At 48.3% G+C, this 20,979-nt stretch carries 15 protein-coding genes; 3 read left to right on the plus strand and 12 right to left on the minus strand.

Going from position 1 to position 20,979, the window contains the following annotated elements; genetic code table 11:
* Positions 1-41: 41 nt before the first annotated feature.
* Genes ccoP through ccoN form a run of 4 tightly spaced genes read right to left on the minus strand, consistent with a single transcriptional unit; the run spans position 42 to position 3,262 of the window.
* On the minus strand, positions 42-1,010 hold the full coding sequence (ccoP, locus tag MHM94_RS03730; RefSeq protein ID WP_022943663.1) for a cytochrome-c oxidase, cbb3-type subunit III: 969 nt from the start codon (positions 1,008-1,010) through the stop codon (positions 42-44).
* The gene (locus MHM94_RS03735) at positions 1,007-1,192 is read right to left on the minus strand and encodes a CcoQ/FixQ family Cbb3-type cytochrome c oxidase assembly chaperone (RefSeq protein WP_045978669.1); all 186 of its coding nucleotides are present in this window, start codon (positions 1,190-1,192) and stop codon (positions 1,007-1,009) included. The genes ccoP and MHM94_RS03735 overlap by 4 nt, the downstream gene beginning before the upstream one ends.
* Positions 1,193-1,197: 5 nt before the next feature.
* The gene (gene ccoO, locus MHM94_RS03740; protein WP_022943665.1) at positions 1,198-1,818 is read right to left on the minus strand and encodes a cytochrome-c oxidase, cbb3-type subunit II; all 621 of its coding nucleotides are present in this window, start codon (positions 1,816-1,818) and stop codon (positions 1,198-1,200) included.
* Between the two features lie 10 nt (positions 1,819-1,828).
* Positions 1,829-3,262, minus strand: coding sequence for a cytochrome-c oxidase, cbb3-type subunit I (gene ccoN / locus MHM94_RS03745; protein WP_022943666.1), 1,434 nt, complete (start codon positions 3,260-3,262; stop codon positions 1,829-1,831).
* A gap of 310 nt (positions 3,263-3,572) precedes the next feature.
* Between ccoN and MHM94_RS03750 the strand changes: the two genes are divergently transcribed.
* The 3 genes from MHM94_RS03750 to MHM94_RS03760 all read left to right on the plus strand — a co-directional run bounded on the left by MHM94_RS03750 (position 3,573) and on the right by MHM94_RS03760 (position 8,829).
* Positions 3,573-4,064 (plus strand): hypothetical protein, encoded by a 492-nt coding sequence (locus MHM94_RS03750; RefSeq protein ID WP_235419111.1) that lies wholly within the window; start codon positions 3,573-3,575, stop codon positions 4,062-4,064.
* Between the two features lie 576 nt (positions 4,065-4,640).
* Entirely contained in the window at positions 4,641-7,343 is a 2,703-nt protein-coding gene (locus MHM94_RS03755) for a TonB-dependent receptor (RefSeq protein WP_022943668.1), read from the plus strand.
* Positions 7,344-7,455: 112 nt separating this feature from the next.
* Positions 7,456-8,829: a hypothetical protein gene (locus MHM94_RS03760; protein WP_235419110.1), complete on the plus strand. Its 1,374-nt coding sequence runs from the start codon at positions 7,456-7,458 to the stop codon at positions 8,827-8,829.
* Positions 8,830-8,841: 12 nt separating this feature from the next.
* Here MHM94_RS03760 and MHM94_RS03765 read toward each other — a convergent pair whose 3' ends face one another.
* The 8 genes from MHM94_RS03765 to MHM94_RS03800 all read right to left on the minus strand — a co-directional run bounded on the left by MHM94_RS03765 (position 8,842) and on the right by MHM94_RS03800 (position 20,622).
* The gene (locus tag MHM94_RS03765; protein ID WP_022943670.1) at positions 8,842-9,093 is read right to left on the minus strand and encodes a hypothetical protein; all 252 of its coding nucleotides are present in this window, start codon (positions 9,091-9,093) and stop codon (positions 8,842-8,844) included.
* Positions 9,094-9,112: 19 nt separating this feature from the next.
* On the minus strand, positions 9,113-9,919 hold the full coding sequence (locus MHM94_RS03770; protein ID WP_235419109.1) for a CsiV family protein: 807 nt from the start codon (positions 9,917-9,919) through the stop codon (positions 9,113-9,115).
* Complete coding sequence (gene mfd, locus MHM94_RS03775; RefSeq protein ID WP_235419108.1) at positions 9,916-13,389, minus strand: transcription-repair coupling factor; 3,474 nt, start codon at positions 13,387-13,389, stop codon at positions 9,916-9,918. The genes MHM94_RS03770 and mfd overlap by 4 nt, the downstream gene beginning before the upstream one ends.
* A gap of 13 nt (positions 13,390-13,402) precedes the next feature.
* On the minus strand, positions 13,403-14,302 hold the full coding sequence (locus MHM94_RS03780) for a carbon-nitrogen hydrolase (RefSeq protein ID WP_235419107.1): 900 nt from the start codon (positions 14,300-14,302) through the stop codon (positions 13,403-13,405).
* A complete protein-coding gene (locus tag MHM94_RS03785; protein WP_235419106.1) occupies positions 14,299-15,339 on the minus strand; it encodes an agmatine deiminase family protein in 1,041 nt (346 codons plus the stop codon). Before MHM94_RS03785 ends, MHM94_RS03780 begins: the two co-directional genes overlap by 4 nt.
* Positions 15,340-15,457: 118 nt before the next feature.
* Positions 15,458-16,042: a PilZ domain-containing protein gene (locus MHM94_RS03790; protein WP_235419105.1), complete on the minus strand. Its 585-nt coding sequence runs from the start codon at positions 16,040-16,042 to the stop codon at positions 15,458-15,460.
* Positions 16,043-16,249: 207 nt separating this feature from the next.
* The gene (locus MHM94_RS03795; RefSeq protein WP_235419104.1) at positions 16,250-19,423 is read right to left on the minus strand and encodes a multidrug efflux RND transporter permease subunit; all 3,174 of its coding nucleotides are present in this window, start codon (positions 19,421-19,423) and stop codon (positions 16,250-16,252) included.
* Between the two features lie 8 nt (positions 19,424-19,431).
* On the minus strand, positions 19,432-20,622 hold the full coding sequence (locus MHM94_RS03800) for an efflux RND transporter periplasmic adaptor subunit (protein ID WP_045978677.1): 1,191 nt from the start codon (positions 20,620-20,622) through the stop codon (positions 19,432-19,434).
* Positions 20,623-20,979: the final 357 nt, after the last annotated feature.

The raw sequence follows: 20,979 nt of genomic DNA on the forward strand, positions 1-20,979 counted from the left end.
CCAAATTAGGAGGCTTTTTTGATTTCAATTAATCTAAGCGATTATTTTTCCTGAGACAGGCTGTATACGTATGCCGTTAACAGGTGAACTTTGTCCTCGCCAAGAATTTCTTTCCAAGCGGGCATGACACCAGCGCGACCGTTACGTAGCGTCTCTTCTACTGAACGTTTAGAGCCACTACCATACAACCAAATGTTATCGGTAAGGTTAGGTGCCCCAAACGGCAGGTTATGAGCAACAGAGCCTTTACCATCAGCACCGTGACAGGCAGCACACATAGCGAACTTAGCGGCACCGGCTTCAGCGTCTTTTTGGTTAACTGTACGTCCGGAAAGGCTAAGTACATAGGCGGTCATCTCTTTGATACCTTGATCACCCAATGCAGCTTCCCAGCTTGGCATGGCTGCTACACGACCGTGCAGTAACGTTTCTTTGATCTTATCTGGCGAGCCACCATATAACCAATCATTATCGGTCAGATTAGGGAAGCCGTCACCGCCACGAGCATCAGAGCCGTGACATTGCGCGCAGTTTTGTAAGAACAAACGTTGACCAATTTCTAACGCCTTTTCATCCGCTGCTAAGTCAAGTACATCACGCTTGGCAAAAGACTCAAAGATAGGGCCATAGCGTTTTTCAGCGGCACGAATTTCATCGTCAAGCTGAATACGGTAGCCATTTTCTTCGGCTTCACTGACGGCTTGCTTTGACTCTTCTAAAGACGTAATGCCTTGGTTCGAGCTTTTCCACTTAAATAGGCCTTCAAAGTTACCTAAACCAGGGTAAGCAGCAAGGTAAAACACTGCCCAAATAAAGGTGGCGAAGAACATGTATGTCCACCATTTTGGTAGTGGGTTATTCACCTCTTCAATGCCATCAAATTCGTGGCCACAACTTTCACCCTCTTTTACACCCACGTAGTTTTTCAAGTTCCAAACTAGTAGAGCAAAAATGAGAGCTAGACAGGCCACTGTTAACACGATGACCCAAATACTCCAAAAGCTAGTCATTTCTCAGACTCCTTTTCCTCATGTGTGATTGTGTTTTGGTGTTTCTTTTCGTCTTCAAACACCGAGTTGGCTGCGTCGTCGAAGCGCTTCTTACTGCGCTTACTGAATGCCCACAACACAATCACGATAAAAAGTACCATTATTACCAGAGTTAAAATGCCTCTGAACGTGCCGTAATCCATAATAATTACTTCAAGTGTGTGCCAAGTTGCTGCAAGTAGGCGATTAAGGCTTCCATTTCGGTTTTGCCTTGCACCGCTTCTTTGGCGCCTTGAATGTCTTCATCCGTATAAGGCACGCCAAAATCCTGGAATACTTCCATTTTCTTAGCCGTTAACTCGCCATCAAGTACGTTTTCATCCAACCAAGGAAAAGCTGGCATGTTTGACTCTGGAACCACTGCGCGTGGATCCATAAGGTGGGCGTAGTGCCAATCGTCAGAGTAGCGCTCGCCTACACGTGCAAGGTCAGGACCGGTACGTTTTGAGCCCCATTGGAAAGGGTGATCCCATACCGACTCACCAGCCACTGAGTAGTGACCATAGCGCTCTACCTCGTCACGGAAAGGACGGATCATCTGTGAGTGACAGTTGTAACAACCTTCACGAACATAGATATCACGGCCTTCAAGCTCAAGCGCTGTGAGTGGGCGTAGCCCATCTACAGGCTCAGTGGTGTCTTTTTGGAACATCAGCGGGGTGATTTCCACAAGTGCACCAAAGCTAATCGCGAACACCGTTAGGATGGCCATCAGGCCGACGTTCTTTTCAACAATTTCGTGTTTGTTGCTAGAGTTTTTATTGCTCATCATCTACCCCTTAAGCTGGTTGTGCCTGTGTATCGTCAGCGATTGCGCCTTTTTTGGCAGCAATGGTGCGATAACAGTTATAAGCCATAACCAACATACCCGTTACGATGAATACACCGCCTAGGAAACGCATGATGTAGAAGGGATAAGACGCTTCTAGTGATTGTACGAAGCTGTACATTAAGGTGCCGTCTTCGTTCACTGCACGCCACATTAGACCCTGCATTACACCTGAAATCCACATTGCCACGATGTAAAGAACAACGCCCACAGTGTGTAGCCAGAAATGCGTGTTAACCAGCTTGATGCTGTACATACGACCATGGCCGAACAATGCCGGGATTAGGTGATAGATTGCACCAATAGAAATCATCGCTACCCAACCAAGCGCACCAGAGTGTACGTGACCTACGGTCCAGTCAGTGTAGTGAGATAGGGCGTTTACTGATTTGATAGCCATCATCGGGCCCTCGAAAGTCGACATGCCGTAGAATGACAGTGATACCACCAAGAAACGCAGTACTGGGTCAGTGCGCAATTTGTGCCACGCGCCCGATAGGGTCATGATACCGTTGATCATGCCGCCCCATGAAGGTACGAATAAAATCACCGACATCACCATACCTAGCGACTGTGTCCAATCTGGCAGAGCCGTGTAGTGTAGGTGGTGAGGACCAGCCCAAATGTAAAGAGAGACAAGTGCCCAGAAGTGTACAACCGATAAACGGTAAGAGTATACAGGACGCCCCGCTTGTTTAGGAACGAAGTAGTACATCATACCAAGGAAGCCCGCTGTCAGTAGGAAACCTACAGCGTTGTGGCCGTACCACCATTGCACCATGGCATCAACCGCACCGGCATAAATGGAGTATGACTTGGTCAGCGATACAGGCACGGCCATGCTGTTTACAATGTGTAAAACGGCGACCGTGATAATGAAACCAGCATAGAACCAGTTTGCCACGTAAATGTGTGACACCTTACGCTTGATTAGCGTGCCGAAGAACACCACGGCATACGAGACCCACACGACGGCAATCAGAATATCAATTGGCCACTCAAGCTCAGCGTACTCTTTTGAGCTAGTAATACCCATCGGTAAGGTAATTGCTGCAAGTACGATGACAAGTTGCCAGCCCCAGAACGTGAAGGCCGCGAGTTTGTCGGAGAAAAGACGGGTTTGGCAGGTGCGTTGCACAACGTAGTAAGACGTTGCAAAAAGGGCACTGGTGCCGAAAGCGAAGATAACTGCGTTCGTATGTAACGGACGAAGTCGAGAGTAAGTTAGCCATGGGGTATCGAAGTTCAACGCTGGCCAGGCAAGCTGGGCGGCAATCAGAACACCGACACTCATGCCAACGATGCCCCAAATCACTGTCATAATAGCGAATTGGCGAACAACTTTATAGTTGTACTCAGTTTGTGATGCTACTGTTTGGCTCATTGTCAGGTTTCCGCTGCATTATTATGCGATTAGAAATGAATTACCTATTCTATGCGAATAGGCCCTACTGATTGTGCTCCAAGCCCGCTATCTAAAACCCTCAACACTTTGAGCATTTCAGAAAACACACTCGAAACACGCTTATTATTTTCGGCCGAAATGATAAAATTTTTGACCTTAAAAAGATAGCGCAAATGGCTAAAATAATGACTTCAATCAAATTATCCCAAGAAGTTGGGGAAAATTTAACTGACTTCTGGTGTAATAAAGCATCAGCCGAATAATGTGTTAGCTACAAGTACGTAATACAGTGACAGAATCGATTACTTCACCACGCTTTGAGCGTGAAAAAAAATACCGCCCAAGCGGCCACCCCCTTTGCTCTGGTGTTGGCGTGCTGATCTGCACATTACTGCTTATCGCTGGTTGTGACAGCGACTCGACGACAAGTATAGAAAATCTCAGTACGAATACCAGTTGTTGCGAGTATCAGCAGCAAACACATCAAGACATTACCTTTGCCTTGAGCACTGAACAGGTTCACCCTGAGAATCCGTTCGCGATAAAACTAACACTGCCTGAGCACACTCAAGTAATTAAAGCGCACCTAGAGGGTGTTGGCATGTACATGGGACGTATCCCGGTTTTGTTCAACAAAGTGGACGCGGGCAATTGGGTTGCAAGCACTCAAGTAGGGAGTTGCAGTGAACCAACAATGCGCTGGCAACTTGTTGTTAAAACTGCACAAAACACTCAACAGCAAACTCATCACTTCCAATTTATCTCGACCCCAGCATATTAACTCGACCCCAGCATATTAAAAGGCGAAGGCACTGGCTCACTCGGTGTCGCTAAGCTGGTGCGACAAGTCTTTATTGCGCAGCGAATATATGTGTGTCTGTGAAGTGATATGCATAAAAAATCATCCAAACCTGTATTAAATTCGTTCAAGTTAAGTGTTTGCATCATTCTCACGTTGATTGCGATCGCTGTGCGCTTATAAAAAATAGTGGAGGTTTTTGAATGGGGTAATAAGTTTGTGTGTATAGGTTGTAAATAATCATTTAAGTTAAAACAATTACTGCTGGTTACATTGAATTACAAAATGCGTACACATAGTTTCATTAGTCAAATAAGTGTATGAAAGTAGGGTAGGTGGCCTGCTTTTGCTGGTTTGTGGGTTGATACATTTATAACATTTCTTTACATGGGTAATGTATCTATATACCTATAGCCTGGTCGGGTTAAAATTAAATCTCCCATTCAGTTATCGTTCATTTAAATAGTCCTAAGTTGCGTCTCGTTATGCAGTACCTTCATATAAAAATGAACTGCTATCGGCCCGATATGGGTAAAAATTCAACAAGTAGGGTTTAATATGAAAAAGACACAACTAGGGCTAGCCGTTGCTGCGGCACTGCCTATGTTCTCAAGTGTTCAAGCAATTGCGGCAGATTCTTCAGCTGAAGCAATTGAAAAAATTCAAGTGACCGGCTCACGCATCAAGCGTGCCGACATGGAAACTGCTAGCCCAGTTACATTGATTGGCGCCGATGACATCAAAGCGATGGGCGCAACCAGCATCGACAGCGTTTTGCAAAAAATGACTGCGACCGGCGGTGCCATGACCAACCCAGGTATCAACAACGGTTCAGGCGGTAACGCGCGTATCGACCTACGTGGTCTTGGTTCTCAGCGTACGCTAGTACTTGTAAATGGTCGTCGTATGATTAACTCTGGTACTGGTGCAGCGTCAACTGTTGACCTTAACACTATCCCAGTATCAATGATTAAATCAGTTGAAGTACTGAAAGATGGCGCATCTGCAGTATATGGTACTGACGCGGTAGCGGGTGTTGTTAACATCATCCTTAAAGACAACTTCGAAGGTCTAGACATGAACCTTAACACTGCGATGAGCGGTGAAGGTGATGCAGAAGAAAGCTCATTCGACGTTACACTAGGTAGTTCTTTTGACCGTGGTAACGTTGTAATCGGCATGCAATACACAGATCGTGGTGAAGCGTCTCAAGGCGATCGTGATTTCTCTACCTGTCCTCTTGCTGAAGGTGCAAATGGCTTATATTGCACAGGTTCTTCGTACAACGAAGGCGGTCACATTTGGAACGGCAATGGTGAAAAAGGTAAAACTGTTAACGCTAAAGGCGAAGACATTGAAGTTTCACTTATTGACGACAATGGTGTAACTGGTCGCGGCGGTGAATATCATCGTTACGGCAACGAAGATGCTTACAACTACTCACCAGCTAGCTACCTTTACACGCCAATGGAGCGTTTAAACCTAACTGGTATCGCTACTTATGACCTAACTGATGACACTCGCCTATTCAGTGAGTTCACCTACACCAAGCGTTGGTCAGAGCAGCAAATGGCGCCTCAGCCAGTATGGTTTGACTTTGACTACACAGAAGCGATGGGCGATGCATTGCTAAGCCAAAGCTATGACAAGCGTGTAGACCTTGATGGTGACGGTTACCTAGATAAAGACGCTGATGGTAACTATGTAACTCAAGAAACAAATTACCAATACGGTGACACAATCTCTTACGGCCGCCGTATGAGCGATACTGGTGCACGTTTCTTCGAACAGTCTGTAGACACAGTTCGTGCAGTAATTGGTGCGGAAGGTTTCATTGGCGATTACGCATGGGATGTATCAGCTAACTTTGGTCGTAACGACTCAGTTGATAAGCTAAGCAACCTACACAACATGGGTGCTATCCAAGACCAAATTACTGAAGGTACTTTCAACCCAATCGATCAAGCAGCTTGGGTGTCGGAAGAATTCCGTAAAAACGTTTACACCGAAGTAAACAACGGCGGTAGCCAACTATTCATCTTGTCTGCGTCTGTATCTGGCGAAATGTTTGAAATGCCAGCGGGTTACTCAGCATTTGCAGCAGGTGTAGAGCGTCGTCAAGAAAAAGCATGGTACACGCCTGATTCACTAACAGCACAGGGTCTGGCCAACGATCCACCAGTTGAACCTACCTCAGGTGGCTTCGATGTAAACGAAGCATATGTAGAATTCGCTCTACCACTTCTTGCAGACGTGCCTTTTGCTGAAATGGTTGACCTAAGCGCAGCAATCCGAGCGTTCGACTACAGCACGTTCGGTAGCGATGAAACATGGAAACTAGGTCTTACTTGGAAAGTTAACGAAGAGCTAATGCTACGTAGTGTTGTTTCAACAGCATTCCGTGCGCCAACGGTTGACGAGCTATACTCTGGTAACTCTCCGTCATTCGAGCAGATCACCTTCCCAGGTGCGCAAGATCAAGCGGAAGTAACTGTAGGTGGTAACCAAGACCTGACTCCTGAAGAAGCTGATACGCTAACTGCAGGCCTTGTATACGAGCCAAGCTGGTTCGAAGGTTTCTCAATGACTTTCGATTACTACGATATCGAAATCGAAAATGCGATTGCTAGCGTGAGCTCAGAGACGATCCTTCAGCAGTGTCTTGCCACAACTGACAACGCGAATAGCGCACTATGTCAGTCAGCAAACGTTACTATGGACTCAACTGGCCGTGTTAAATTCAATAACCAGCTACAAAATATCGGTTCAGAGCAAACTTCTGGCTACGATATTAACCTAGCGTACACGTTTGAAGCAGCAGGTCTTAACTGGCGCACAAGCTTAGACACAACAGTTCTTGATGAGTATGTTGTTGAAGTAGACGGCACTATCACTGATTATGCTGGCTTAATTACAGCTGGCGACGGTGGTTTTGCAGAGTTGAAGTCTAACTTCACTCTAAACATCGCTGGTGATAACTGGGATATGCAGTATCAAGCTCGTTACATTAACGGTATGGATAGCCAAAACTGTTTGGCAGACCCAGCAGCTTGTTACGCACCAACTACGCCAAGCGTGACTTATCATGACCTAAGCGGTTCATACATCGTTTCTGACATGGTTACTTTGACAGGTGGTGTGAACAACTTGTTTGACAAGCAACCTCCATACTACTCAGGTAACAATGACTCAAACACTGACCCGTACACTTATGATGTACTAGGTCGTCGCTTCTTCGCAGGTGTGAACGTTAAGTTCTAAACTGCGCCAAGCTACGAGTGATAAAATGCCCATCAGCTTGCTGATGGGCATTTTTTATGTGTCTAAACAATGGTATAACTAAGTTGAATTCAGCAACTCAGGTACGGCTACTTTGCATCATCATATTAGCTTCAAACAAGATGAAGGCCTCAGGCTGCAAATCAGTCAATCGCTGTTGCCAAAGTCTCATTCGCTCGTGGAGTTGTATCTTTGCATTCCCAATGAAATGGGGATCAATCCTAATACTTTAAGTGAAGAAAGCTTTTATCATAACCATGTAAAAACGCGCATGGCTTATAACGCCAGTGGCATCCACCTGCCTTTGGTGCGCAGTCGTTTTATAAGTAAAAATCGAGGCGATGAGCAAGACTATCGGCAGAACCTCAACTTGTATTGTTATCAGGTAAGGTTGGCGTTAGATACCGATGTTAATGAAGCGTTGGCCATAAAGGAGCCGGATGCATTTTTTATTCGTGTTCAAGCCATGCAACAAGAAACTGAGCGGCTGTTAAAGCGTTTACGGCGGTATAAGCCCAAAGAAGAAAAGCTATTGTCGTTTTTTTACAATGCCGACAACTTTCTTAGCTGGCACGCTGAGCAAGTGATTTTAAAGCTCCTTGATAAGGGACCAAAAAGCAGTGAGCATGCTGTTGAGCGCAAGCAATTACTTCAGTTTTGTGAGGCAGAAAACGGCTACCGCGAACACAAACGTTATAACTCTGTATCCACTGTGGATGACCCCAATCGGCTAGCGAATAAAATGCATTTGTTGCAACGTTTAATCGAGCATGGGGTGGTGCTCAGACGAGAAACTCGAAACTTAAACACCTTATTAAGACGAGTGGTTAAAGGCTCGGTCACCGCGATTATGATGGCCTTTGTCATGTTATTGGTTCTAACTGCACGGACCAACTTCACTCAGGTAACTATCGGTTTAGTCGCTTTATTAGGCACCATTTACGGGCTCAGGGAGATCTTTAAAGAAGACATCACGCGTATTATTTGGCGACGTATTATTATGGGCCGTGCTAAATGGTTACAGTCTTTTTATAACTCCACTACGAAAGTGAAAGTGGCGAAACAAAAGGTCTGGTTGGAATATATAAGACCAACGCGGATCCCCAAAGAGATAGCGGCTATCTTCTCTAAGCGTCGACAGCAAAATAAGCAGGCAGCGCAATGGATGTATATGCGCTTTGAATGTGATGTGCCCGTGAACACCTTTATGCCAGGCTACGATGCCTTGCACCAGAGCATCAACATTAGCATGGCGCCGATGGTGCGCTACTTACGTAAAGGGGAAGGGCGAGTATACGAGTACAGTGGTAAAAAAATCCGCAAGCATGCCGTTGAAAGGCGTTATCAAATTAACGTGGTACTCGTGACGCGTGATGATAATCACGAGGCTCAGGCCCAGCGCTATAAGATCACACTCAATCGCTCACAAATAGTTGCCCTAGAAAAAATCGGCTCACCCAGTGCGTGAGCCGTGGCCTCGTTACAGCCCCTTTTCTGAATAGAGTGTTACTTTGTCGGAAACTAAGGTTATTTGGATATTCTTGCTTTCAGAGCCCCAAATACAGTTAGTGTGAAGCGCTTTCTTTTCACACGCATCAGCTTCTCCGAGCAGGGCTTCGACTTCGGTTTTATCCATGCCCACAGACAGTTGCTCGTAATTCTCCAGCGTTACTTTCGAGCAGGCACTCAAGGTGAGCACGGTGGCTAAAGAGAGAAAGAGAGATTTTTTCATTGTTTTTCCTCACATTGAATTAATGGTTAAAGCGCCTTATTTGCACCAGCATGCCTAGTTGTGGGTGGTCAAAATAATGGATTTCGCCGGAAATAACACGACGAAATTGCGAAAACTCGCCACTCAAGTGTGTTTCTGTATCCCCAGTCTGACGCAATGTTAACGCCGAGGTAATATAGAGGTAATGGTTTAGATGCACCTTTAAAAAGCCATCTAACTGCCAAATTAAGTTATATTCCGGACGTATTGGGCTCAAAAAATCTGCGCTATTAGGCACATTTTTTGGCACTCGAGCAATTAGCTCCCCCCCGTACAAGCGGAACTTAGGGGCCGCTCGTTTCGATTGCCCAGGAAAGCGCCAACCTGTGTGCAAAAGCACTTGCCTACCAATGCGCGCCAGTTGATCACGCTTATCGCTAAATTGCAATTGCGATTGGGCTAGTACATAAGGCGTGTCGGTATGTTCATACACCTCACCATCGACGACCTGAGGTAAACGGGTCAGTGCGCTAAAATCCTCTTTGCTGTATTCACACGCTGCGGATACTTGGTTGTCACTTGCAAGCAGAGGTTTGGCAGGCGTAGTGGGTGGGTCAATCTGCCCCGCTAAGCACTGCTTGGTGAGCGTCGTGATATAGCCCTCAGTGATAATATCGTCATTACTGTGATAATCATCGAGCTTGGCATTGTCATTCGCTAAGGTCTCACTGATTAACGCATCAGGTTGGCTAAACACCAACACCTCAATTTCGAACCAGCGCCCATCGGCGGCGTAACTCAGGCTACTAAAACAGGCTGCCATCAGCGTGGCCATTATTCTTATCATTTACTTCCTACCTTGGCTTCGAAATCCGCAATCATCGCGGTGATCAGTTTTAAGCGCTCTTGAGCATTGGCTTCATCAATCATAAAGCGTAACCGATTGGCGCCTTCCATTCTATAGTGCTGTGGATCAGCTTGAATTAAACCAATAATAAACTCGGGGCTAACCTTGGTTTGTTCACTAAATTCAAAGTACCCGCCTTTGGGGTTGGCCTCAACTTTAGTGATACCCAAGGCCCCAGCGCGGATTTTCAGTTGCTGCACGGCAAATAAATTCTTGGTGGCATCAGGGAGTAGGCCGAAACGGTCAATAAGTTCGACCTTCAGCTCATCAAGGGCATCAAAATCACTGGCACTGGCGATACGCTTATAAAGCCCCAAGCGCAGATTAACATCACTGATATAATCATTGGGCAATAGCGCAGCCAGTTTAATATCGACTTCGGTATGCGACTTAATCAGCTTATCTAGGGTGGGTTCTTGGCCATTTTTTAGCGCTTCCACCGCTTGCTCTAACATCTCCATGTACATGCTAAATCCGATGGTCTGGATTTGCCCGCTTTGCTCATCGCCAAGTAGTTCACCGGCGCCGCGAATTTCTAAGTCATGGGTGGCCAAGGTGAAGCCCGCACCGAGGTCTTCAAGGGACTCGATGGCCTCTAAGCGTTTTTGTGCGTCTTTCGACATCGCTTTAGGGCCCGGGGTGAGCAAATAGGCATAGGCCTGATGGTGGCTGCGGCCGACGCGCCCACGCAACTGGTGCAATTGCGCTAAGCCGAGACGATCCGCGCGGTCCATAATAATAGTATTGGCACTGGGGATATCAATGCCGGTCTCTATGATGGTGGTACACACCAACACATTAAAGCGTTGATGGTAAAACTCGCTCATTAGGCTTTCGAGTTCACGCTCACGCATTTGACCGTGAGCGACCGCGACACTGGCTTCAGGCACGACTTTGCGAATATCCTCGGCAGTGCGCTCGATGGTTTCAACGTTATTATGGAGGAAATACACCTGACCACCGCGTTTAATTTCCCGCAAAATAGCTTCACGGATCATGTCATCGTCTCGTTGGCGCACAAAGGTCTTCACCGCTAAACGTTTGGCTGGCGGCGTGGCAATAATGGATAAGTCACGCATGCCACTCATGGCCATGTTTAGGGTTCGCGGAATTGGCGTGGCCGTTAGGGTGAGAATATCGACATCTGCACGCAGGGCCTTAATTTTTTCTTTCTGACGCACCCCAAAACGGTGCTCTTCATCGACAATAAGTAAACCAAGGTCGGCGAACTTAATGTTTTCTTGCAACAACTTATGGGTGCCGATAACAATATCGACTTGGCCATCTTTTATTTTGGCTAAGGTGGCATTTTGCTCTTTCGTGGATTTGAACCGTGACAAAATATCGACTTCCACAGGGAAGTCGGCAAAGCGGTCACGGAAGTTCTCAAAGTGCTGCTGCGCCAACAGTGTGGTGGGCACCAATACCGCCACTTGCTTAGAGTCGGCAACGGCAGTATAGGCTGCGCGCATCGCCACTTCGGTTTTACCAAAACCGACATCACCACAGACCAAGCGATCCATGGCATTTTTGCTTTGCATATCGCTGAGCACGGCATCAATAGCATTTTGCTGATCGTCGGTGGCCTCAAACACAAAGTTATCGCTGAATTGTCGATAGCCAGCATCATCGAGAGCAAACTTATAGCCTGGCTTAGCTTGGCGTTTGGCATAGATATCGAGCAGCTCAGCGGCCACATCACGGACTTTCTCGGCAGCGCGGCGTTTGGCTTTCTCCCAAGCATCAGAGCCAAGTTTATGTAATGGCGCGCTGGCTTCTTCTCCCCCGGAATAACGACTGAGCATATGCAATGCCGATACCGGTACATAGAGCTTGGCGTCATTGGCATACATGATGGTGACGAATTCCGTGGCAACACCTGCTGCGTCCAACGTTTCTAGGCCCACATAGCGGCCCACACCGTGGTCTAAATGGACGATTGGCTGACCTTCTTTGAGTTCCGCTAAGTTGCGGATCAGCGCATCACTGCTGGCCTGGTGTTTATGTTTACGGCGGCGTTGTGACACGCGGATCCCGAGCAGTTCTTGTTCGGTGATTAAACTGACACGGGCATTGTGAGTTAGCACCACGCTTTGCTCAAAAGGTGCCACCAGTAAAGAAATATCCGCGTCGCTGTCTAGGCATTGTGCCAAGGTATCAAAGGCGCGGATTTTCAAGCCGCTGGGTTTGAGCAACGTCAGTAGCGCTTCACGACGGCCATCGGATTCTACGCACAGCACGATACGCGCGCCTTGGCGCTTTTGCTCTACGGCATAATCTAAAAAGGCGCCATAAGGAGGCTGCTTACTATGATCTATGCGTACCGCGGGCAACGGCTCGCAGGGAAGATTAAAGTAGCCGGCTTTGGTTGGCAGCTTCGCTTGCGATAAATCAATGCGCGGATAGGCTTTGCACTGCTGGTTTAACTCTTCAATGGGCAAGTAGAGCTGGTTAGGTGGTAACAGCGGTCGCAAAGGGTCCACCTTGCGGCTTTCATAGCGGCTGTGCACATCATCTAAAAACTGCTGGGCACCATGTTGGGTATCGCCCATATGCATCAATACCGCTTGCTCGGGTAGATAATCAAATAAGGTGCCCAAGTGCTCAAAAAATAGCGGCAGGTAGTACTCAATACCGGCGGGCAGGGCGCCTTTGCTGACTTGCATATAAACCGAGTCTTGCTCGGCACTGGCACCGAAGGCTTCGCGGTATTGGATACGAAAACGTTCAATGTCGCTATCCGTGGTGCCAAATTCATGCGCCGGTAATAAATTGATGTGGCTTATATTATCGCTGGAGCGCTGGCTGTCGACATCAAAGTGACTCATGCTGTCTATTTCATCGTCGAACAAATCAAAACGCACAGGCGCGTTTTGACCCATTGCGAATAAGTCGACCACCGAGCCACGCACCGCATACTCACCATGGGCCATCACCTGCTGAGTATGGATGTAACCGGCATCATCAAGCTGTTTGCGCAGCTTGTCGATGTTAAGCGTGTCACCAACCTGATAAACAATGGCATTGCCGTAAATAAATTCTTTCGGCGCAGCACGCAGCATGAGTGTGGCAACGGGCACAATCAGCACGCCGTGGCTGATATTGTTCAAACGACTGAGGGTATGCAGCCGGGTAGAGACAATGTCTTGATGAGGTGAGAAATGATCATAAGGCAATGTTTCCCAATCAGGAAACACCATCACTTCATCACGGCTCAAGGTAGCATGTAATTCATGCTCTAGCTTCAACGCACTGGGGGTGTCCGGTGTCACTAACACCACTAACTGCTGATGTTGCTTAACCGCTTCGCCAATGCTTAGAGCGAGGGCACTGCCATGTAGCTGGCCCCACTTTATTTTGTCTTGTTGTGTCTTTACCCAAGGCAATTCAATGAACTGCGCTAACTGCATGGAATACTCCGTTTTAATCGCGATAAAGTTTGGTTAAATCACCATAATGATCGATGCGGCGATCGCGTAGGTAGGGCCAAATGCGACGGACTTTTTCACCGCGCTGTAAATCAAGCTCTGCCACTAATACTTCGGGTTTATCATCACAGGCTTTGGCCAGTAACTCACCCTGCGGCCCAGCGATAAATGAGTGACCCCAGAAATCGATTCCGGCGCTGTGGCCGCTTGGATCGGCCTCAAAGCCGGTGCGGTTGGCACTGATAACATAGACACCATTGGCCACTGCGTGGGCGCGCTGGGAAATAACCCAAGCATCTTGCTGGCGTTGTTGCTCAGCGGCGTCATCATTTTTATCCCAGCCAATGGCGGTCGGGTAAATCAAGATTTCAGCACCTTTAGTAGCCATTAATCGCGCTGCCTCTGGAAACCATTGATCCCAACACACCAACACCCCTAAGGTGCCAAGCGAGGTTTTTATTGGCTCAAACCCTAAATCACCGGGCGTGAAGTAAAACTTCTCATAGAACCCGGGGTCATCAGGAATATGCATTTTGCGGTACTTACCAGCAATACTGCCATCCGTTTCCAGCACCACGGCAGTGTTGTGGTACAAGCCGGCGGCGCGACGCTCGAACAGTGAAGCAACAATCACCACCCCGAGCTCTTTTGCAAGCTCGCCAAAGACTTGCGTGCTCTGACCAGGTATGGTCTCAGCCAAATCAAATTGCTCGACATCTTCGCTTTGACAAAAATATAAGCCAGTATGAAGTTCCTGCAGGACCACCAACTGGGCGCCTTGCGCGGCTGCTTCACGAATGCCGTTAATAGACTGTGTTAGGTTGTAATCACGCTCGGCGGTATTTTGCTGTTGCACCAAGGCAACGCGCAATAATTGTTGGGTTGGGGCGCTCATCGTTCCTCCAAAAAGCCATGCGGTAGTTGCATGGTTATACAGTGTAAGCTGCCAAATTGTTCAATCAGCGCGCGACAATCGATACCGATCACCTCACGCTCAGGATACGCCTTGGCGATTTGCTTAAGCGCCACGGCATCATGTGGGTCGTTATAGGTTGGCACCAACACCGCGCCATTGATAATTAAATAATTCGCATAGGTGGCCGGTAAGCGCTGACCCTCGGCGTTGGTGATGGGCCTGGGCCAGGGGAGGGCAATAAGGTGATAAGGCTCATTATCGAGCCCTCTTAGTGCCACGAGTTCCTCTCGCATCGCGCCCAAAGCCTGATAGTGCTCATCGTTAGGGTCGTCGCAATGCACGTAAACCAGCACATTATTTGGAGCAAAACGCACTAAAGTATCAATGTGGGAGTCGGTATCATCGCCAGCTAAGTAGCCGTGCTCCAACCACAGGATTTTTTGTGCTCCTAGTAGTTGCGCTAAGGTGCTGTCGATTTGTGCGGCCGATAACTGTTGGTTGCGGTTCTCATTGTGAACACATTGACGGGTACTCAACAGAACCCCATGCTCGTTGATTTCAACGGCGCCGCCTTCAAGGATAAATTCACTGCGCTCTACGTTTACTTGAGCGCTAAGGGCCTGAGCGAATACTTGCTGGTTAATGGCGTTGTCTTTCTCGGCTGCATATTTACCGCCCCAAGCGGTAAACTGACAGTCGAGGGCTTTTAGCCCAGTGCCATCACTTAAGGTCAGCGGTCCATGATCGCGCGCCCACGTATCGTTGCACTGAGCGCGGACAAAACGCACCTGATTCAAATCGGTGTGTTGTGCCGTTAATCGCGCGCGGATATGGGCTTCAAGGGCTTCATTGTCGACAACGATAAGCAGCTTTTGACGTTGGCTAATATGATCGCACAGCGCTAAATACACGCTCTCAACAGCCACCAAATTCGCCGCCCAATCGGTATTCGAATGCGGCCAGGTTAACATCACGGCATCCTGCTGATGCCACTCAGGGAGGAGTCTAAACGTCATTTCAATGAATCACAGAAAAACAAGCCGCTAGTTTAGCACTTACAGCTTGAATGTCAGCTAAATAAGGCGCGGAATTATTATCATAGAGCTCCGCCAGAAACGGGTAGGTATCTAAGCGTTAATTTTCGCGTTGCTGTTCATGGCGCTTTTTCAGTTGTCGAGTCTGAGCGTGTAAACTGGCACGTACGAGAAGCTCTTGGTCTTGCTCGCGAATGGTAGCAAAAAGAATCTTGTGCAAGCAGCCATCACTCTGGGTGTCAACCTCAATGACTTCGCCATAGCAATAGATGGCGGCGGCCTCTTGCTCTAAAAACAACTTACACCGCACATATTGGCCAACCTCCATTGGCTGTTCACGTCGTAAGGTAAACCCTGAGCCTCCGTAACTTTGGCAGCGTTCATTGGGTTGGTCGGTACTTTCCTGCATCAAAATATGGCTAAGAATGAGATCGATTTTACGGGACTGCAGTGATAAGTAGTGGGCGAGTTCATTGGCGGTTTCACCGAGCAGTCGCAGTGGTCGCAGCGCTGATTGTTCGAGCGTATTGACTTCATTGGCGAGCCGAAAAAGCGGCGGGATATCGCGCTCTAGAGCGTCGGCGTCGGTGGGAACGAGGGCGGATTCTATGCTCTCTACGACGACATTCACGCTTTCTTGAATTTGAAAAAACTCGGCGAATAACTCGCTTTTTTCATTGCTCATGTTGCTCACTTATCTCAACCACATTACTTAAAAGACCTTGTCGGCACAGTCATTGTTGCACAGCACTATGAGCAGCGCTGCCATTAGTCCTTACCCTACTGCCGAAAGTAAGTTTTAACTTGCTGATTTTTCTATAGTAGCTGTCATTGACAAGATTTAAAAGAAAAGGCGCTATAACAGCGCCTTTGAGAGACTTTTTGGCAGGGGCTAAAGTAGACCTTCGTCAGTTTCTACCTGCTCCTTTTTATGTTGCGCTGCGATTTCCTCGCTCAGCGTTTGGCGTGAGCGTTTTTCACCAATTCGGCGCTCAGTAAGCCAATAGAAGAACAGTGGGACAAAGAACACGGCTAGGAAGGTCGCGGCCATCATCCCGCCCATCACCCCGGTTCCCACACTGTGGCGGGCACCGGCGCCAGCACCGGAGCTCAACACTAAGGGCACAACGCCGAGAATAAAGGCCAGTGAGGTCATAATTATGGGGCGAAAACGCAGCCGGGCTGCTTCTAATGCGGCGGCGGCAGCGCTCCAACCTTGTTGATGTTTGAGCAAGGCATACTCAACAATCAAAATGGCGTTTTTACCCGCTAAGCCCAGTAGGGTGACCAGACCAATTTGGAAGTAGACATCATTTGTGAGCCCTGCCACCCAAATTGAAATCAGTGCGCCAAAGGTACCAAAAGGCAAAGCCAGCATCACCGATAAGGGCAGTGACCAACGCTCGTATAAGGCTGCAAGAATCAAAAACACCATGATCACCGCTAATCCTAATGCTAATCCGGTGGTGCCAGAACTGCGTTTTTCTTGAAACGCGGTGCCGGTCCAGTCATAGGTCATACCCGCTGGCAGCACTTGCTCGGCAATACGTTCGATTTCGGCAATCGCTTGCCCGGAGCTGTAACCTGGCGCAGCTTCACCGAGCAACTTTACGGCGGGTAAATTATTATAACGACTCAAGCTGTCCGGCCCCCGGGTAAATTCCACCGTGGTGAAAGCCGACATCGGGACCATGTCACCAGAGTGACTCTTGACGTAGATTCGGCCTATGTCTTGCGGCTGCATACGATATTCGGCATCAGCAGACATCAATACTTGCCATGCACGTCCAAACTTATTGAAGTCATTAACATAGTAAGTACCCAGCGTACCGGCCAGCGTATTGAAAGCATCATTAATATTGACTCCCATAGCTCGCGCTTGCTCCCGGTCTATATCCACTTTTAGCTGTGGAGCGTCGGGGCGCCACAAGGTTTGCACGCTGCCGACAATCGGGCTTTTTTGTGCTTCATTCATAACCAGCTGCATGGCTTGTTGAAGCTTTTCTGGGCCACCTGCGCCTTTATTTTGAATGTAAAACTCAAAACCACCGGTAGTGCCTAAGCCGAAGATAGCCGGGGGGTTAAAAGCCAGCACTAAGGCTTCATTGATGTGTGCGGTTTTGCCAAACAACTCTGCCACTAAGGCCTTGGTATCGACCTCGCGGTCATCCCAATGGGTTTGTGTAACAAATAAGGTTGCGGCGGAGTTTTTATAGCCGCCCCCGATAAAGTCAAAGCCAGTAAAAGCGGCGACATTTTCGTTGGCGGGGTTGGACTTAACCGCCGCGACTACTTCGTCAACCACCGCTGCGGTGCGCTCTAGTGATGAACCATCCGGTAGAAAAACAGCGGCAATGTAGAAGCCTTGATCTTCATCGGGCACCAAGGAGCTCGGCGTTTTTTGCCAAATGCTAACGGTTGCGCTGACCATGGCTATCATTAACACCAGCCCAAGCACGCCACGACGCACCATAAACCCTACCGCGCCCACATATTTATGGGTCACCGCGCTGAAGAACTTATTAAACCAAATGAAGAAACCAGCTGTTTGTTTATGCTCATGCTTTAAAATCATCACACACAGCGCCGGAGTCATGGTTAACGCCACCACACCAGAGAGACTCACAGAGATAGAGATGGTAATCGCAAATTGGCGGAAAAGTTCACCGGTTAGCCCACCCAGAAAAGCAATCGGCACGAACACTGAACACAGCACCAAAACAATGGCTACCACTGGCCCAGAAACCTCTCGCATCGCCTTGATAGCTGCTTCGTGAGCACTGACATGCTCTTCGTGCATGATGCGCTCAACATTTTCAAGCACCACGATGGCGTCATCAACCACAATACCTATAGATAACACCATGCCAAATAGCGTTAGCGTATTGATGGAATAACCCAACATATACATGCCAGCAAAGGTGCCTAATAACGAGACCGGGACCGCTAACGTAGGGATAAGTGTGGCACGCCAGTTCTGTAAAAATAAGAACACCACCAGAAATACCAATAGCATGGCCTCGGCCAGAGTTTTTACCACCTCACGAATGGACACCTCGACAAAGCGGGTGGTATCGTAAGAGACCACATGCTCAAGACCCATAGGGAACTGTGGTTTGAACTCAGCCATCACGCCATTGACTTCTTTCGCTACGTCCAGCGCGTTTGCGCCGGGCTGCAGAAATATCCCCAACAGCACCGCTTCTTTGCCATTGACGGTGCCGTTAAAGTTGTAATCCTTGGAGCCGAGCTCAACTCGCGCAACGTCTTTAAGGCGCAGGCTGCTGCCGTCGGGATTCGAGCGGACAATAATATTCTCGAATTCTTGTGGCTCAGACATGCGCCCGCGAGCGGTGACACTATAAACCAAAGATTGCGGTGACTTGGAAGTCGGGGTCGCACCAATTTTACCCGCCGCATATTGCGAGTTTTGCACCCGAATCGCATTGGCCACTTCATCCACGGTGACGCCCAATTGGCTCATTAAGTCAGGGCGTAACCAGATTCGCATGGCGTAATCTTTAGCGCCAAATATTTGTACATTGGTAGTGCCAGGGATGCGTTTAATACGATCGAGAATGTTGAGGGTGACATAGTTCGACGTCCACAATGATGAGCGTGATCCATCAGGGGAGTAAAACGCGTGCACTTGCAAAAAGCTCGACGAGCCCTTTTGCACCACCACGCCTTGCCGTCGAGTCTCCTCTGGTAAGCGAGCCTCAACCTGTTTCACGCGGTTGTTCACATCCACAGCGGCTTGGTCGACATCAGTGCCGATTTCAAAGGTCACCTCGATGGTGGTTGCGCCGGCGCTGCTGGAGGTTGAAGACATATACATCATGCCCTCAACACCGGTAATGGCATTTTCGATCGGCGCCGCCACAGTTTGCTCCAAAACTTCGGCGGAAGCGCCAGGGTAACTGGCTGTGACTTGCACTACAGGAGGGGCAATTTCCGGATACTGAGCTATGGGTAAGGCACGCATGGCAGCTAAACCAGCAAGGACAATGACAATGCTGATCACAAAAGCAAAAATCGGCCTATCAATAAAATAACGAGAGAACATAATGCTGCTTATCCCTGCTGTTGCTGATTAGACACGGTAATGGGCATACCTGGGAAGAAAATGCGCGCCATGCCTTCGACAACAATTTCATCTCCGGCATTAATGCCGCTGCGAATAATCCATAAGTTCTCAGTCTTGTCACCGTTTTGTTTACGATACCATTCGCCCACTTGCACTGGAGCGGGGCGAGCGATGGTGGCACCTTGTTCATTCTTGCCGACAACGTACACAAACTTGCCGGTGCCATTATCCAATACCGCACGTTGGGGCACCACGAAGGTGTTGTTACGCACCGCGCCGATAAGCTCTACTTGCACGAACTGACCAGGGCGCAAACTAAATTCAGGATTGGGCACAATAGCCTGAAACTCTGAGGTGCCGGTATTAGGATTGATGCGCACATCAGTAAAGTTAACCTCGCCACCGTGATGGTACTCACTGCCATCTTGCAAACGTAGGCGTGTTTGCCATTGGCCGTCTTCAGGTAAGCTCAATTCGCCCTTTTTCTGTGCCTGGCGCATCATAAGTTGCTCACGTTCTGAAAGACCAAAACGCACTCTGACAGGGTCTAATTCGGTAATATAGGTCAGCAGTAACTCGGGCCCTGGCACGAAGGTACCCTCAGAGACTAACTCTCGGCCCATTACCCCGGCAACGGGAGCTTTGACTTGGGCATAGTCCAAGTTTAATTTTGCCTCACGGAGCTGCACTTTGCTGGCCTGTAAATCAGCGGTGGCGATTTGAACACTGGAAATGGCGTTATCATAATCGCGCTGTGATACTGATTTGTCTTCGCGTAATTTTTTCAGCCGCTTGGTTTCTCGCTGCGCTTGCTCTAACCGCGCTTGAGCGGCATTGACAGCTGCTTGGGCTTGCTCATAAGCGAGCTGGTAGGGGGCAAGATCAATAGTGAACAGGGATTGGCCGGCATCGACCGTTTGACCTTCAGAGAAGTTTCGAGACTCCAGCACGCCACTGACCCGAGCACGTATCTCCACCTCTTTCGAGCCTGATACCGTGGCTGGTACAGAGATAATAAAAGGCGCATCCACCGCTTTGGCGGTAATGGTTTCGACTTGGGCATTAGGCATGCCCCCTTGTGATTGTTGTGCTGGCTGCTCACAGGCACTTAACAATAATAAAGAGCTGAACACCAGTGTAACTGGACGTAATACAGTAGTAATAGAATAACGACGCATGAGTAAAGCGTTTCCCTTTGCAAATTGAATGATATGGGTCAGACGTTGTTATAGCGTGCTCTCGCAGGCGAGTTGCCAAGCCACACCGAGGTGACAATTCGCGGTTATTCTATGCGGGCGCAGGCTTTTTTTGGTGCATGTCATGCGCTCAAGTGTATCGGCATTGCTGTGCATGAGTACAACATTGAAGACACAAATCGTGGCACGACCGCCAACGCTCAGTGTAGATGACAGCCGAAAATTTTTACATATTTAATTACGGGTGTTAGCACTGAGTAAACGAAAGTGTATACTTATTTTCATCTCAGGTATACATCTTCGTTTACTATTGCTGCGAATAATCATTGGTTCCGTTAT

The sequence above is a fragment of the Pseudoalteromonas sp. CNAT2-18.1 genome (genome assembly GCF_022347865.1).
GTDB lineage: Bacteria > Pseudomonadota > Gammaproteobacteria > Enterobacterales > Alteromonadaceae > Pseudoalteromonas > Pseudoalteromonas ruthenica.

Excerpts from the sequence above, each read along its gene's own strand:
- ccoN (WP_022943666.1), bottom strand. The coding sequence starts at position 3,262 with ATGAGCCAAACAGTAGCATCACAAACTGAGTACAACTATAAAGTTGTT.
- ccoP (WP_022943663.1), bottom strand. The coding sequence starts at position 1,010 with ATGACTAGCTTTTGGAGTATTTGGGTCATCGTGTTAACAGTGGCCTGT.
- MHM94_RS03800 (WP_045978677.1), bottom strand. The coding sequence starts at position 20,622 with ATGCGTCGTTATTCTATTACTACTGTATTACGTCCAGTTACACTGGTG.
- MHM94_RS03790 (WP_235419105.1), bottom strand. The coding sequence starts at position 16,042 with ATGAGCAATGAAAAAAGCGAGTTATTCGCCGAGTTTTTTCAAATTCAA.
- MHM94_RS03735 (WP_045978669.1), bottom strand. The coding sequence starts at position 1,192 with ATGGATTACGGCACGTTCAGAGGCATTTTAACTCTGGTAATAATGGTA.
- mfd (WP_235419108.1), bottom strand. The coding sequence starts at position 13,389 with ATGCAGTTAGCGCAGTTCATTGAATTGCCTTGGGTAAAGACACAACAA.
- MHM94_RS03765 (WP_022943670.1), bottom strand. The coding sequence starts at position 9,093 with ATGAAAAAATCTCTCTTTCTCTCTTTAGCCACCGTGCTCACCTTGAGT.
- MHM94_RS03785 (WP_235419106.1), bottom strand. The coding sequence starts at position 15,339 with ATGACGTTTAGACTCCTCCCTGAGTGGCATCAGCAGGATGCCGTGATG.
- MHM94_RS03770 (WP_235419109.1), bottom strand. The coding sequence starts at position 9,919 with ATGATAAGAATAATGGCCACGCTGATGGCAGCCTGTTTTAGTAGCCTG.
- MHM94_RS03755 (WP_022943668.1), top strand. The coding sequence starts at position 4,641 with ATGAAAAAGACACAACTAGGGCTAGCCGTTGCTGCGGCACTGCCTATG.
- MHM94_RS03795 (WP_235419104.1), bottom strand. The coding sequence starts at position 19,423 with ATGTTCTCTCGTTATTTTATTGATAGGCCGATTTTTGCTTTTGTGATC.
- MHM94_RS03780 (WP_235419107.1), bottom strand. The coding sequence starts at position 14,302 with ATGAGCGCCCCAACCCAACAATTATTGCGCGTTGCCTTGGTGCAACAG.
- ccoO (WP_022943665.1), bottom strand. The coding sequence starts at position 1,818 with ATGAGCAATAAAAACTCTAGCAACAAACACGAAATTGTTGAAAAGAAC.